The 15,709-nt window shown below is 60.4% G+C and carries 5 protein-coding genes and 1 pseudogene; 1 reads left to right on the top strand and 5 read right to left on the bottom strand.

Features of this window, described 5'->3' with window-relative positions:
- Positions 1-197 precede the first annotated feature (197 nt).
- The 3 genes and pseudogenes from ACZ3HG_RS22485 to ACZ3HG_RS22475 form a co-directional block, all read right to left on the bottom strand.
- A pseudogene (locus ACZ3HG_RS22485) lies at positions 198-2,093 on the bottom strand (hemagglutinin repeat-containing protein); the annotation flags it as partial.
- 191 nt (positions 2,094-2,284) lie between these two features.
- On the bottom strand, positions 2,285-2,515 hold the full coding sequence (locus ACZ3HG_RS22480; protein WP_465334513.1) for a hypothetical protein: 231 nt from the start codon (positions 2,513-2,515) through the stop codon (positions 2,285-2,287).
- The gene (locus tag ACZ3HG_RS22475; RefSeq protein ID WP_465334511.1) at positions 2,502-4,160 is read right to left on the bottom strand and encodes a VENN motif pre-toxin domain-containing protein; all 1,659 of its coding nucleotides are present in this window, start codon (positions 4,158-4,160) and stop codon (positions 2,502-2,504) included. Before ACZ3HG_RS22475 ends, ACZ3HG_RS22480 begins: the two co-directional genes overlap by 14 nt.
- On the opposite strand from ACZ3HG_RS22475, the gene ACZ3HG_RS22470 reads away from it, so the two are divergent.
- Positions 4,154-4,342: a SymE family type I addiction module toxin gene (locus tag ACZ3HG_RS22470; protein ID WP_465334509.1), complete on the top strand. Its 189-nt coding sequence runs from the start codon at positions 4,154-4,156 to the stop codon at positions 4,340-4,342. The genes ACZ3HG_RS22475 and ACZ3HG_RS22470 overlap by 7 nt on opposite strands.
- 63 nt (positions 4,343-4,405) lie before the next feature.
- Here ACZ3HG_RS22470 and ACZ3HG_RS22465 read toward each other — a convergent pair whose 3' ends face one another.
- Both ACZ3HG_RS22465 and ACZ3HG_RS22460 read right to left on the bottom strand, forming a co-directional pair.
- Entirely contained in the window at positions 4,406-4,729 is a 324-nt protein-coding gene (locus ACZ3HG_RS22465; RefSeq protein ID WP_465334507.1) for a hypothetical protein, read from the bottom strand.
- Between the two features lie 8 nt (positions 4,730-4,737).
- Positions 4,738-15,693, bottom strand: coding sequence for a hemagglutinin repeat-containing protein (locus ACZ3HG_RS22460; RefSeq protein WP_465334505.1), 10,956 nt, complete (start codon positions 15,691-15,693; stop codon positions 4,738-4,740).
- Positions 15,694-15,709: the final 16 nt, after the last annotated feature.

Below are 15,709 nucleotides of genomic sequence, written 5' to 3'. Positions count from 1 at the left end.
CCAACAACCGGCACAAAATCTGCACCCGTTGACACCATATCTTTCAACGCTTCACGCCGTTCCGTGTACATCTTCACTGAGCAGGCTTCGGCGCTCATGCCGCTGCAGTTGGCCTTCTTATAGCGTTCGTTCTCGGCCTCAACGTACTCACCCGCCTTCTGCTCCAGCGTTTTGCCTTCAGACTGCGCCTGAGCAATATCACTCAGCGCATTATTCTCAACCGCATTCTTACCCGCCAGCCCGCCCGTCACCGCTCCCGCCGTGCTGTCGCTGCTCACACCTGACGCTATCCCTGACGCCAGCGTCGCCAGCGCGCTCAGGTTTTCCTTCTGCTGCGACGTCAGCTTACTGCTGTCCGCCGTACCGTACAGCGCCAGCGCTGTCGCCGCCGCGTTGCCGCCGCTCAGCTCTGCAACCACTCCGCCCAGCAGCGCATGCGCCAGCGCATTATTCGCTTTCTCCGCCGCGCTCAGTTCGCTGTACTGCTTATCCTGCGTCGTCAGGGTCTTGACCACCCCCGCAAGATACGGCGCCGCACCCTGCGCCAGCGCGGCCCTGATGTCACCTCCCGCCAGGCCCTGCAGCGCACTCACCACCGCATTCACGCCCGTGCTCACGCTGCCCCCCATCTGCGCGCCATTTGCCGCCAGCGCATCGTCATAGGCCAGCTGCCAGGCTTTTCCGGCTACCGCCTGCGGCCCGTCATCCACCTTCGGATTGACTCTTTTCTCCTCCGAAAGCGCCTTTTTCGCCCGCTCCTCAAGCCCGGCCTGACGCGATTTATCGCCCAGTGCCGCCGTGGCCTCACGCGTGGCTTTGGTCGCCTCGTGGGTGTTGTAGATATCCAGCGCCTGCGCGGCGATATCGCTGACCAGCTGCGCCTGCTGTAGCCGCTTCTGCTCTTTCTCTTTGTTAAAGATCGGGGTAATGCTGCCGTCGTTGGCGTGCTCCGTATCGCGGTTCAGGGTGGTGACGTCCTGCTGCTGCTTCGCCGTATCACGCACGGTGATGCTGCCTTCGCTGACCGCCGCTTTGGTGGTCCCCTCCGCGTGCCCTTCGCTACCCGAACCGGATATCGGCAGGGCGCTGACGTTGCTTAAAAGGTTGGCCCCTATTGGCCCACCGCTGTTAAAGCCCACGCTCTGATGCTCGGTTTTGTAATCAGCCTGATTATGAATATCTGACCAACCCAGCGTCCCGGTATCAAGGCTGTTTTTATCCGCCGTGGCCGTTGAGGCGATCACCGCCCCGTCCAGCTGCGTGTGCTCACCTACTTTAATATCATAGCCGCCGCTGCCTGCGAACAGCCCCGTCTGCTCCTTCACCGAGTCAAAATCACTGTTCATCTTGTCGCGGTTGGCGTTGATATTCACCGATCCGGTCATGGATCCAAAGATGAAGCTCCCACCCGCGCTGACATTCTGCTGCTTTGCATCGTAGCTGTCACTGTCCTGCTGCGAGGCAAGCGTCAGGTTACGTCCGACATCAGCGGTCACGGTTTCACCGCTGACCTGTGCGCCTTTCAGCGTGGTGTCGCGCCCGCTGGTCAGGCTGACCACGCTGCCCGCGTCCAGGGTGGTTTCACTATGCGTCAGGCCCTTCCCTTTCTCATGGCCTTTACCGGCATTGACGCTCGCCGATACGCTGATGCCCCAGCCGCCAGAGCCCACTCCAATCCCGATGCCAACGCTGCCGCCCTTACTGCTGTTTTTACCGTCGGTGCTTTCGGTATTCTGCGCCGACACCAGATGGATATCGCGACTGGCGTCCAGCGACAGATCTTTACCCGCCTTAAGCTGGCTACCTGCAATGTTGATATCGCCGCTGTCAGGCCCTTTACCTTTGCCAGTCGCGGTGATCGACAGGTTTTGCCCGGCGTTCAGGGTGCTACCCTGCGACTGGCTGCTTTTGATGGTCGTCTCACTCTTTGACGACTGGCTGCCATAAGAGAGATTCACCCCCACCGTATTGGTGGCGCCTTTTTCTGCCCCATCGGCGCCTTTCTCCACGCCATTTGCTGCATTTTTTGCATCGGCCGCTTCCGTTACAGCATTGTCATGATCCCAGGCCTGCGCCCCCTGCACCCCGGACAGCACCCCGGCCAGAGCCGGAGGAGCCGGAAGTGGTCACCACCCTGCGCCAGACCTGTAAAAAGCTGTCTGCCCGTAAGCAGCGGGAGCTGATGGACGTGATTCAGGTCATGGCGAAGCCGCAGAAGCGGAGCGCTGGCTGACTGTTAATGTTAAAATCCCGGCGCGGTGGCCGGGATTTATTATTATTTAAATTAACGAATATCGAATAACCAAAATATCAGCCCCGTAGGTATGCCTAACAAGCTGATTTTTAAGATCGTTACGATTTCTTCTTGTCCAAAGGGAAATGGTTTATCAAATTCCCATATTAGCCATCCTTTGAAAAGATAAGAAAATGTACCAATCATAATCAAAGCAACACACATTAAAAAGCATAGAAGTAACAACACTAATACAGACTTTTTGGTGTTATTTAGTTTCATTTTTATTTCCAGATATGTTTTTTTTCAAACTGTCTCCAGCTACTCCAGACATAAAAGTATCGCCTAAATTCCCCATAATTGATGGTACAGAGCTTTGAGGTACTGGCTTGGTTATAGTCCATACTCCGGTCGGCACCCATTCGTACTGTTTCGATACCGGATTAAGTATCTTATCCATTGGTACTTTGATGATATTCCCAACAACATATCCAGCACCTGCACCTGCCTTACTCAGCAAGGCCCCCATAAACGGATCGTCACCGCTAATTTCAGCCTGGTAATAACCGCCTGCTGCATTCCATGCCACGGTTGGGTTATAACCTTTACCCGCTGTGATCGCGCCTATTACTCCGGCTCCTATAACATCGGAGAGTTTCACTTCCCCGGTGGTTCCGTACTGAATACCCGCACCCAGCCCGGCAGACACGCCAACAGCAATTAACTGCTCTTTCCCTTTCGTCACCGTATTGGTAATTATCGCTTTTCCTCCCATGACCGCTACCGGCCAGGAGGTTGGGGTCATTACCACATCCATAACCCGATCGCTGGTAGTGATATTATCCTTCAGGAATTTCAGGTCGGTGCCATTAAGATATTTTACCAACGCTGCCGCATCCGGGTCCTTCAGTTTCTCACTCAGCCTTATCTGATGTTTATCAGCATCCAGCGCAACGTTGGTTTCCGCCTGAACCATTTCTTCCCAACTTACGCAGACCACACCGCCACCCGTACAGGCTTCGGCCAGTTCTTTACTGTTTTTATTACTGATTTCGATATATTTTTCAACAACAGATTTGCAGTCACCTCCGGTGGATTTACAGGCGGAGAGTTCCTTATCAAGCTGCCGGGACTCCTTCTCACTCAGATAATTATTCTCAACCGCATTCTTACCCGCCTGGCCGGCCGTCACTGCTCCGCCAGTATCGCCCGTCGCCAGGCCGCCCGCAAGCCCTGCGGCCAGTTCGCTCAGCGCGCTGACCTGCTGTTTTTCGCTTTCGCTCAGCTGGTCTGCCGCCCTGCCCGGGAACAGCTGCCCGGCAATGTAGCGCGCCGCCAGCTCTCCACCGCCGGCACCAAGCCCGCCTGCTACAGCCGACTGATTGTTCAGCTGCGCCGTCACCGCCCCCAGCACCGCGTGCGCCATCGCGTTGCTGGCCACGTCCACCTTGCCGGTCAGCGGGTTGGTGGTCAGCTTCCTGATTTTCGTCACCAGATACGGCGCCGCGCCGCTCGCCAGCGCCGCCGGGTCTGTCTGGGCCTTCAGCCCGGCGATGTCGCCCTGCGTGCGGATAACGTCCATCGCCTGACCGCCGATTTCACCTGTCAGCTGCGCTTCCTGGAGCCTTCTCTGCTCCATCTCCTTGTTGAATATCGGGCTCAGAGTCTGGTTCGCGTGCTCCACGTCGCGGCTCAGCCCCTCCACCTCCAGTTGCTGGGTCGCCGGGTCACGGATGACTATCGTGCCCTTGCTCACCGCCGCCTTCGTCGTCGAACTCCCGCTGCTGTTCATTCCCGCCAGCAGGCCGTTGGCCACGCTACCGCCCGAGCTGATGCCCACGCTCTGGTGCTCGACCTGGTACTCAGCCCGGTCCTCAATGTTGCTGAAGCCTGGCGTGCCGTGTATTGCCGGGATGTCTGATGACACCGCTTAACGTGCGGGTGCTGCCGGACTGCCTGATACTGACGGTTAAACCGCCCTCAGCGCAGCCGGAGGTGGTGCAGACGCTGCGCCAGGTGTGCGGTAAGCTGTCGGCCCGCAAGCAGCGGCAGATCACCGAGTTTATCCAGATGATCGCGGGGCCGCAGAAGCGGGTAGCTAAGGTGTAACTGGCTAGTTATAAAGTAAAATCCCAACCACGAGGGTTGGGATTTGCTGTAAATATTTACACACTATTCATCAGGCCAGCGCTGACCCTCTGTGAATTTTTTAAACCAATGCTTTCTGGAATATATATCATCCCTGTCTAAATAATATATTAAATCCTTGATTTTCCTATCAGGAATGTATTCATATTTATATAGCATGACAGCCAGTTTAGATTGAATGTCAAACAACTCATCAAAAAGAGCATCGGCATCACTAAATTCAGATCTAGCGATATTTAAAATAAGTTCTTCACATCGTTTTTCATATAATCCTACAAGCCGCTTAATTGACAAAGCAGCCTCATAGTATTTTTCCAACTCATCTTTAAGAATTGGCCAAATATCCATAATTACCTCTACTTACTTTTAACCGGCTGGATATGCCCAACCTGACCAGTTTTAGGGTTATAAATCATTTCCAGCTCTCCACCTTCATACCTGAAGTATCCTGGTGCACCTCTCGGATCTGGTTCGAACTTAGGATTGCTATTCAACACTTCTCTAGCCTGAATAAATGGAGCTGGTCGTCCCTGAGACCATAACTTCTCATAATAACTCTTACTGAATTTCATTCCATCTACAGAGTAAAATTCACCGTCAAAATTTATTTTCTTCCCAACGCCAAGGTAACTCAACTTATTTGAGGCAGCTTGCCCTATAAGAGGAGTTACCGAAGCAACGATAATATCCATACCCTGCTTGGTTTCGGCATAGCCCTGAGCAGTCTGGCGATCCACGCCCAGCACATCCATTGCATACTGCGTCAGTGCATCCTTCACCTGCTGCTGATTCTGTGCATCAACGCTGGTGATATTCAGCAGGTTCACTATCTGGCCGTAAGCATCCGGGTACATCTCGCTGACTTTGTTATTGTACTGCCCGGTGTCGTACTCACCTTTGGCCGCGATAACCTCCAGTCTTGCACTGGCACAAGCCGCACTTCCGGCATTACCGTTTCCACAAGCATCAATGACCTTCTGGTCGCTGGCGATATCCTTTTCACGCAGTTCATTAACTTTCTGCTGGGCCTGCTCACGCTCTGCCGGGTCTTTGCTGTTGAGTTTCTGCTTCGCTATCTCAAGCTCGGTCTTCTCTGACACGCTCAGATAGTTATTCTCAACCGCATTCTTACCCGCCTGGCCGGCCGTCACTGCTCCGCCAGTATCGCCCGTCGCCAGGCCGCCCGCAACTCCTGCGGCCAGTTCGCTCAGCGCGCTGACCTGCTGTTTTTCGCTTTCGCTCAGCTGGTCTGCCGCCCTGCCCGGGAACAGCTGCCCGGCAATGTAGCGCGCCGCCAGCTCTCCGCCGCCGGCACCAAGCCCGCCAGCGACAGCCGACTGACTGTTCAGCTGCGCCGTCACCGCCCCCAGCACCGCGTGCGCCATCGCGTTGCTGGCCACGTCCACCTTACCGGTCAGCGGATTAGTGGTCAGCTTCCTGATTTCCGTCGCCAGATACGGCGACGCGCCGCTCGCCAGCGCACCGGCCAGGTTGTTGCCCGCCAGCGCCGTCAGCGCGCCCGTTACCGCCTGCGCCGCCTTCTGCAGGTCGCTGCCGGTGCCGTACTGCCGCATCGCGTTGTCATAGGCGCGCTGCATCACCGCCGCGCTGCCGGCCGGTTTACCGTCTTTCGCCAGCTGCTCCCGCGCCTGCGCCAGCGCCGCCGGGTCTGTCTGGGCCTTCAGCCCGGCGATGTCGCCCTGCGTGCGGATAACGTCCATCGCCTGACCGCCGATTTCACCTATCAGCTGCGCTTCCTGGAGCCTTCTCTGCTCCTTCTCCTTGTTGAATATCGGGCTGATGCTGCCGGCGTTGGCGTTATCCGTATCCCGGTTCAGCTGTGTGATGTCCTGCTGCTGTTTATCAGTATCACGGACTGTCAGAGTCCCTTCACTGACCCCGGCCTTCGTCGTGCCCTCTGCATGGCCGCCGTTGTTGGCGCCCGACAGCATGCCGCCGGCCATGTTGGTCAGCAGGTCCTTGCCCACCGGCCCGCCGGTGCTGAGGCTGCTGCCGCTGTGCGTGGCCTTAAAATCGGCCTGGTTGTGGATGTCGCTCCACCCCAGCGTGCCGGTATCGAGGCGGTTCCTGTCGCTCTCCGCCGTGCTGGCTATCACCGCGCCGTCGAGCTGGGTGTGCTCTTTGACGGTGACGTCATAGCCGCCTTTGCCCGCAAACAGCCCGGTCTGCTCTTTAACGCTGTCGAAGTTGCTGTGCAGCTTGTCCCGGCTGGCGCTGACGCTGGCGGAACCGGTCATCGAACCGAAGGTGAAGCTGCCGCCCGCGCTGACGTTCTGCTGCTTCGCATCATAGCGGTCGCTGTCCCGTTCGCTTGCCAGCGTCAGGTTGCGCCCTGCGTCAACGGTGATTTTTTCCCCACTGGCCTGCGCCCCTTGCAGAGTGGTGTCGCGGCCGCTGCTCAGGCTGAGATGGCTGCCCGCATCGAGCGTGGTTTCGCTATGGGTCAGGCCGTTGCCGTTCTCATGCCCTTTACCGGCGTTAACCCCGGCAGAGACGCTGATGCCGTAGCCGCCAGTGCCGGCACCGATACCCACGCCGACGTTGCCGCCTTTACTGCTGTTAGTGCCTGTTGTGGATTCGCTATTCTGCGCGGAGTGCAGGGTAATATCCCGCGCCGCATCAAGCGTCAGGTCTTTGCCCGCCTTAAGCTGACTGCCGGATATCGCGATATCGCCGCTTTGCGCGGCGTTATTCTTACCGGTTGCCGTTATCGACAGGTTTTGCCCGGCGCTGAGCGTGCTGCCCTGCGACTGGTGGCTGTCGGTGCGGGTTTCGCTCTTCGACGACTGGCTGCCCCAGGAGGCAGTGACGCCAACGGTGTTGGTGGCTCCCTGCGCGGCACCTTTATCACCCGACTGCAGGCCGGCTGCAGCATTCTTCGCGTCCGCCGCCCCGGTCAGGGCGTCGTCACGCGCCCAGGCCTGTGCAGCCTGCACGCCGGACAGCGCCGCTTTGGTGTTTTGCAGCGCGTTCAGGCGTCCGTCGCCTTCCTTTCTCGCCTGCTGCGCAGTGCTGACGGCGGTGTTGAGCGCGCTGCCCACGCTGCCCGACAGCGCCACGCTCAGCCCGCTCTGCTTCTGCTCGAAGGTTTCCTTGCGGGTGCGCTGGTCGTAGCCCGGGTCGATAGCCACGCTGTCGCCAGTAAGGTTCAGGTCCCTGGTCGCCACCAGGTCGGCACCGCCGATGTGCAACTGGTTGCCTGCGGTGATACTGACATTGCCCTGGCTGCTGCCGACGGTGCTGACGCTCTGGCTCTGGGTCCTGCCTTTTTCGTTGACTTCGTGCTTGCTCGACTGCTTACCAATCGTAAAGCCGATGCCGCCGCTGCCCAGCAGGCCGCTCTTTTTCTTCTCATCCAGCCGGTAGTGCGTGTCGGTCTCGGTGGCTGCACCGATATCAACGTTATGTCCGGCCTGCAGGTTCACGTCACGGTCGGCGGCAATCGCCGACCCGGTGACCGACAAGTCATTGCCGGCGCTAACGCTGACGCTCTCCCCGCTGAGCAGGGTACCTTTCTCTCGCGTGGTGGCATCATGCGCCACGCTGTGGCTGCTCCTTTTTTTCAGGAAGCCCTTTTTCTGAGATCGTTCCTCACTGAAGGTTGACTCACGTTCGGTGGCGGTATTGAGGGTTACATCCTTTTTCGCCTGCAGCGTGATGGCCCCCTGTTCGCTGTGCAGGGCGCTTGCCGTGGCGGTAATGCTGCCGTCCTGCGCCACCACCGTGACGCCGTCGCGCCCGCTGAGGGTACTGCCCACCACATTTTCACGCAGGGTTTCTTCGGCGCGCTGACCTTTGGTTTTCCGGCCGCGACTCTCCTCGCTGGAGACGCGATGTTCGCTGTCGGTGGTGTGATTAAGGGTCACATCCTTTTTCGCCTGCAGGGCGATGGCGCCCTGTTCGCTGTGCAGGGCACTGCCGGTGACCGTTACGTCGCCCCCACGCCCGATAACCGTGACCCCTTGCTGACCGCTGAAGGTACTGCCGCTGCTGGTCTCGCGTGTGGTTTGCTCGATGCGATGGCTGTTGGTCTTGCCCTCGCGTTTGTTTTCACGGTCCTGATCCTGCGTGTGTGTCCGTGCGTCTTTAATAGTCACATCCTGCGCGCTGATGCCGATGCGGCCCTCTTTACTGTCAACCTGCGCGCCTTCGGCCAGCAGCTGGTTGCCCGCGACCAGGGTCACGTCCCGATCGCCTCCGAGGCTACTGAGCGTCAGCCGCTCTTCCTCGCGGCTGTTGCTGACTGACGAAGTCCGGCTGTTGGCGTCCAGGTGCGTGGTGTTGGTGGTCTTATCGGCAAGGAGGTTGATATTGCCGCCGGCCTGCACGCCCAACTGGCCGCCTGCCTGGGCCTGGCTGCCCGTCAGCGTCACGTCACGCCCGGCATTGAGCGTAAGATTGCCGCCGGCGTTAAGCTCACTCCCCAGCGCCTGCTGCCATTCGCCGCTGACCTGCGCCATCCGGGATCCGGCTGCCTCCGTGCCGCCGCGGGTGCGGTTGCCCATCGAGCCGGAGATAACCCCAAGGTCAGCCGTGTGGCTGCTTCTGGCGGTGGTAATGGTCAGATTGTTGCGCGCGCTCAGGCTGAGGGTGTCAGCCGCAGTCAGCTTCGCGCCCGCAAGCCGAATATCAGTGCCGCGCAGGCTGATATCATCGGCACTCATCGTCGCCTGGCGCAGCGCGTCCTGCAGATTGGTGCTCATCGACAGGGTGTCGGCCTGCACGTCAACAGTGCCGGCCTTGATGTCGCCACCCTGGTGCAGGAACTGCCCGGCGTCAACCGTCAGAGCTTTGTCGGCAAACAGGTTGCCAGCATTGGTGATGCTGCCGGCCGAGAGCTGCAGATTGCCGCCGCCAATCACCGCCCCATCCCCGGTCAGGCGCAGCGTGCTCTGTGCCAGGTAGACCTTCGGTACCCACACCGTTTGCGGACCGTCGGCCGTTTGTACCGTCTCGCTGACCAGCCAGACGATGTCCTGCTGCAGCGCGGCGATCTGTTCCGGCGTCAGGGCCACGCCGGGCACCAGATGGAAGTCCTGCGCGACCTGGCTACCGTTGCTCATCAGCTGCTGGTACTGCGCCATCGCATCTTCCCCCCTGACGGACGGTTTACCGGTGAGTGCCAGCACCTGCTCACGCACCAGGCGCTGCTCGTAAAAACCGTCGCCCAGGCGCTTGTGTGCCTGCGCCGGGTCATAACCCACCCGGTCGAGCAGGTAATCGCTGCTGATAAACTTATCGCGGCGGGTAAAGCGTTCGTCGGTGACCACCAGGAACGGGCTGGCGGGCGCCGTATGCTGGGCAAAAAGGCCATTATTGGGAATGGCGGTCGCTACATTACCCAGATGCTGTAACTGCGTTAGCGCCAGCTCGGCCGGTAGCAGCGGGCGCCCCAGCGGCGAAGACGGTGTGGCGCCCGGCATGGTCATTTGCTCGCCCGGCGCAAGCGCGGTGTCGCCATCCAGTAGGGCAGCACCTTCAACCGTAAAGGCCAGCGGGTTGCGCTCCAGTTCGGCACGTTCGGCGTCCACGGCGTTTAATGCCGACTCGAGCCGGCTGATTTGCGCCTGGTTTACCGTCGTGTTGGTAATGCTGGCGCCGTTGATGGTAACCGTGCCGTTGCCGGTAATAATGCCGTCAACGGTGGTCAGCGCCGTGGTTTCGTCGCGGTTGAACGTCGGATACCAGTGATGGGTGTCCTTGTCGTAATGGTCGACAATGACGGCCTGCCGCCGTTCATTGACCGAGTAACCGCGATTGTCCACGCTGCCACCGCCATCCTGCGTCAGGTTGCCGTTGGCGGTGATGACGCTGGCGTCATTGAGCAACTGCCCGGTAATGCGCAACAGCAGATTGCCGCCCGCCAGAATGCGCGCGCCGATGCCTTCGGAGACCAGCCTGTCGCGCGTCACCGTGCCGCTCTCGCTACGTTCGCGGAAATTGTTGTAATCGGTGACGAACGGTGCGCTGTCGATATCAATGTGCTTTTCGGGGTCCCAGGTCAGCACCTGCGTCCAGTCGTGCTCCCAGTGGAAGCCGTTTTGATAGGGCGTCGGGATGGTCGCCAGCTGATTTCCCCCACGCGTTTCATAGAACGTCATGGCGTAGCTGCCGTCGTTATTCGGCTTAAGCGCCAGGTAGTTGACCCACAGGTCGGTCAGCTGGCCTTTGTTGTCTTTTACGCGCACCTGCGCGCGCTTGCCCGCCGCATCAATGGCCAGCAGGGTGCCGTAGCGGTTGCTCTGCGCCGCCGCGTCATCCTGGAAGGTCAGCTGCTGGGTGGTTGGCGCCATGGTGCTTTTATCGGGGTTGACCGCCGAACCATAGGTGCGCCAGTAGTAGTTGTAGCGGTGCCACTTGTAGTCGCTCTTTTCTGCATCGCGCTCTATCTCCAGCCCTTCGCGCAGATTGTCCAGCCGGCGGGCCTCGACAGTAACGTTGCCGTCCGCTTCGATAAAGCTCGCCCGGTTCTCAATCAGGCCATCGCTGTGAAGCGACAGGCTGTCGCCGCTGTAGAGCAGGGCGCCATCCCGGTTGCTCAGGCGCTCACCGGCCCACAACGTCAGACTGTGGGCCGCCGCGATCACCGCAGGCTGACCGTGGTTGTCGAGAGCACGCGCACGCACGCTAATGTCGTCGCCCATCAGCGCTGCGGCGTTGTCCAGGGTACCGACGTCCATCGTCATGGTGTCCGCTTCGATGCGTCCGGTGTTTTTCAGGGTCCCGGCCGTCAGCTGTAGCGTTTTGCCCACCAGGGCCGCCGGATTGGTGATGCTGCCCGCATTGAGGATAAGTTCGCCCGGTAGCAACCAATCCGCCAGGTTGGTAAAGGCACCGCTCAGGGAGAACGTCACCGTGCCGTTGCTGCTGACGGTTTCGCCCGCGGTGCGGGTGTAATCCTGCTGCGCGCTCAGCGTGAGCGACTGCAGACCGAGCAGGGTGCCCCGCTGATTTTCCAGGGTGCGCGTATGCACGGTCAGGTCACCGGCACTCTCTACCCGTCCGCCCTGATTGAGCAGGGCGAGCGGTGAGTCGGTCGGCGACAGTCCGGCATTAATGGCGATATGACCGTTGGCAAGGAGTCGTCCCTGGCGGTTATCCAGCGTGGCGACATCCGTGAAGGTGAGGGTGCCCGCACTTTGCAGCCGTCCCGCCGCGTTGTCGATGTCGCGCGCGCGGATGCCGGTGTGCGTGGTGCCCAGGATCAGGCCGCCGTCGCGGTTGTTCAGGCTGTCAGCTTGCAGGTCAAGCGACGCCTGGCTGCTGAGCGTCCCCTGAGCGCTGTTGTCCAGCGCGTCCGCCTTGAGCCTCAGCGCCTGCATTGCGACGAGCTGACCGCCCTGGTTATTCACCCGCGTTGCGTTAAGCGTCAGCGATGCAGCGCTGTGAACCTTGCCCTGCTGGTTGTCAAGCCGGTCGATGTGATAGGTGCCTGCACCCTGACTGATAAGCGTGCCGCCGGCGTTGTCCAGCTGTGCCGTCGCCAGGTCAACGTCACCAAGGCTGCTGAACACTCCCTGTCGGTTATTGATATTGCCCGCCGTTACCCGCTGGTCGCCGTTGCTGCGTACTGTACCGCCGGTATTATCAAGCAGGCTGAGGATGCGCAGCGTCAGCGCCTGCCCGGCGTCTGTCGTCCCACCGGCATTTTTCAGTGCCTTTGCGTCAAGCGACAGCGCGTCGCCGCTCTGCAGCCTGCCGCCGCGGTTATCCAGTTCGCCGTTCAGGTTCAGGCGCAGCAGCTTCTGACTGTACAGCTCACCGTTTTGGGTGTTGTTAAGGCTCAGGGCAGCAATGTTCAGTGCCTCTCCCGCCAGCCACTGGCCGCCCGCATTGTTGATTGCCCCGGCGGAGGCATCCGCAGTCGGGCCCTGTACGGCAAGCAGCCCCTGTGCGGAAACTTTGCCGCCGTGGTTATCGATATCCTGCGCAACGTGCAGCACCAGGTCCGCCGCAGACTGCAGGATACCTTCGGTATTGCCCAGCCGGTTCGCTGAAAGCTGCGCATCCTGCTGGCTTTGCACGCTGCCCCGTGCGTTGTCAAAGCTGCCGCTGACGGCGTGCCAGCTGCCCTGGCTGCCCATCCAGCCGCTGGCATTGACAATGTCCTGCGCGTCGAGCTTTTGCGACAGCTGACTGAAAATACGTCCCTGGCCATTATCCAGCTTCCCGCTGAACTGCATGTCCAGGCTGTCCAGCGCGTTGACAGCCCCCAGAGCATTCAACAGGTTTGCAGCGCGTACCCACGTGCTGCCGCTGCCGGTCAACGTGCCGCCCTGGTTGTTCCATTCCCCGGCGAGGCTGAGTGCCAGTGCGTTCTGGCTGTAAACCCGCCCAGACTGACGGTTGGTCAGTCGTCCGCCCTGCAGAGCCAGGGTGCCGCCGCTCTGCAGCGAACCACCGTCATTGTCAAACAGGCTGAGCGCGCCTGCGTTAACCGTGACTGCCTGCTGCGCGCTCAGTTTGCCCGCGCGGTTAAGGATATCGCCTGTACTGTTAAGGCTCAGGTCGCCACCGGACTGCAGCCTGCCGCTGGTATTGTCGAGCGACTGCGCACTGGCGTTGACCTGATGGCCGCCCTGGGCGGTACCGCCACGGTTATCCCAGTCGCCCCCGACGTTTAGCGAGAGGCCATCACCGGCCTCAAGCCAGCCGCCGGCATTATTCAGCCCCTGCTGCGACGTCAGGGTGACGTCGTTTTGGGCAATGACCTTACCCAGGGCATTATCCAGACTGCCGGTCGTCAGCGTCAGCGACTGACCGCTGATTTCACCCTTTCCATTCGCGAGCAACCCCGCCGCGGTGAGGGTGAGCTGCTCACCACCCAGCAGCTTGCCGTCATCGTTGTGCACGTCCCGTGCCGTTACGGTAGCCTGCCCGATTGCGGTGAGCGTGCCGCCACGGTTGTTCAGGTCGCCGTCGGTGTGAGCCGTCAGCGTTTTACCTGCGCCAATGAGTCCCTGGTCGTTGTCCAGCCCCTGATGGGCATTCAGGTCCAGCGTCTGTTGGCCAATCACCTTACCCTGTGTGTTATCGAGGCTGTCAGCGCTCACCGTCAGCACCGTACCGCTGATTTCGCCTCCCCGGTTGGAGGTGCGCCCTGCAGCATTAAGGATCAGCTGCTGGCCTGACAGCAGTTTCCCGTCGTCGTTGTTGACGGCGTTCGCCACCGCCGTCAGTGACGTTTCGCCCTGCGCCGTGCCGCTCCGGTTGTCCCAGTCGCGGGTGTGAATGTCCAGCTCTTTACCCGCACCGATGAGGCCACGCTGGTTGTCCAGCCTGTCCGCCGTCAGACCAAGGTCGCCCTGGCTGATAACCTGCCCCTGGGTATTATCCAGATGCCCGGCCTTCAGTGTGAGCTGGCCGCCGCTCAGGGTGCCGGACTGGTTGCTGACGTCACCGCCCGCGCTGAGCGTCAGGGCGTTACCGGCCAGCAGGTTACCACCCGCGTTATTGGCCGCGCCGGAGCTATGCACCACCAGCGCTGCCTGGGTTTTTACCGTGCCGTTCTGATTGTCCAGACTACCAGCGTCAAGCCGCAGATCGCCGTTGCTACCCAGCTCGCCGCCCGCATTGTCGAGCAGGCCACTGACTCGCCACTGCTGTGCCGCGTTATCGAGTGCCAGCAGGCTGCCGCGCTGGTTGGTCAGCGCGGCAGCGCTGAAGCTGAGCTGGCGGCTTTCTATGGTGCCGTCACTGTTGTCCAGCCGTCCCGTCAGCGCGAAGCGACTTTCACCACTTCCCGTCTGGGACCAGGTGGCCTGCTGATTGAACAGGTTATTTGCAGCGACGTCCCAGCGGCCCGCTTTCACCCTGGCCTGCCGCGCATCAATATCAGCGCCAGTGTTGATGACAAGCTGTTTGCTGTCTATCGCTGCATGTTGCAGCGCCGCGCCGCCTTCCCGCGCGTTTAGCCGGGCACGGCTGGCCGCGACGTTCGCGCCGCTGATGTCGACCCGGCGTCCGCTCACATCAACATCTTTTTTACTGAGCAGGCTGCCGCTGGCGCGAATATCGCCCTGGCTTTCCAGGCGCAGGCTGGCCTCGCGGTTAATCTGGCTGTTAGCATCGCTGCCCGCCAGAAGGTGCCCGCTGCTCTCTATACCGCGAATGGCGTTGAGCTGCACATCACCCGCCGCCGCGAGGGTGCCTGTCTGCGTCAGCTTACCCTCGCGGCTCTGCACGTAAAGTTGACCACCGCTGTGTAATTTACCCTGATAGTCAACAGCGTCTCTGGCCGCCAGGCGGATATCGCCACCGGCCTGCGTGGCAGCATTTTGCGCATCTGACTGCCAGTTGAGCCTGCCCTCACTGCTGACGGTCAGCGTCTTGCCCGCCTGAACCTGCGCGTTCTGGTTGCGCACCCCGACGCCAGCCTCCGTGCCGATCATGCGGATACTGCCGCTGTACATGCCGCCCATCTGGCCCATATCAATCGCCAGCTCAGGGGCTTTACCGTCGGTGGCCAGCGCCGTCACCGTTTTACCATCGGCACTGATGCGATTGCGTCCTGCGACCACGTTGAGACCCTGCCGGGCCCAGACGCCCGCGTTGATATCAACCGCACGCGCCAGCACATCAACATACTCAGTATCATGCCGCGCGTCGCCGTTCAGGCCGCCGCCTTCAATACGCACGGTGCCGCGCTCGACCTGATAACCGGCGAGGCTGCCATCCGCATTCAACTGGGGCTTACCCGTGGTCAGCGTCATCCGTCCGGCATTAATGGTGCCGCAGCCGTTGCAGACGATCCCCGCCGGGTTAGCCACAATGACCTGTGCCCGCCCACCCGCAACTTCAAGAAACCCGCGCAGCTCGCTGGGGTTGTTGCTGTTGACTTCATTGAGAATGACGCGGGCCGGGGCCGATTTGGGATTGAGATTCGGGTTACCCTGGATCATCCCTGCCAGCTGCGTGGAGGTCATTGAGGCGGAGTTATTGAGGATGGCCCCCTTCTTATCGACGTCGAACTGGCGGTACTGGTTATGGGAGACCCCGGCCTGGTTGGGGGCGGTAATATTCACCTGCGGCAGGCCGTTCTGGGTCGCGATCACCTGCGGGCGCTGCGCCCCCGCCTGTCCGTCGGCAACAATCCCTCCGGCTGTCGCCGTGCCAGCACAGAGTGTCAGACCCAGCATCCATATCACCCTGCGCACCGTTACCCACAGGCGAGGCGCTCCGGTGGCACGGGTTTGTCCGGGTTCGCTGCTGCAGCTACGGGCCAGTTCCGAAACCACCCGCAGCTCCCCGTGAGTGCGGCTGAAAATAAGACGATAGCAATGCTTGTTCATGGGTTCGTCCTTGAAG

The organism is Erwinia sp. PME.40.26/001 (genome assembly GCF_055556675.1).
This window is presented reverse-complemented; position numbering and strand designations above follow the sequence as displayed.

Bases quoted from the DNA above. Each gene is read 5' to 3' on its own strand.
- ACZ3HG_RS22480 (WP_465334513.1), bottom strand. From the start codon at position 2,515: ATGAAACTAAATAACACCAAAAAGTCTGTATTAGTGTTGTTACTTCTA.
- ACZ3HG_RS22470 (WP_465334509.1), top strand. From the start codon at position 4,154: ATGACACCGCTTAACGTGCGGGTGCTGCCGGACTGCCTGATACTGACG.
- ACZ3HG_RS22465 (WP_465334507.1), bottom strand. From the start codon at position 4,729: ATGGATATTTGGCCAATTCTTAAAGATGAGTTGGAAAAATACTATGAG.
- ACZ3HG_RS22460 (WP_465334505.1), bottom strand. From the start codon at position 15,693: ATGAACAAGCATTGCTATCGTCTTATTTTCAGCCGCACTCACGGGGAG.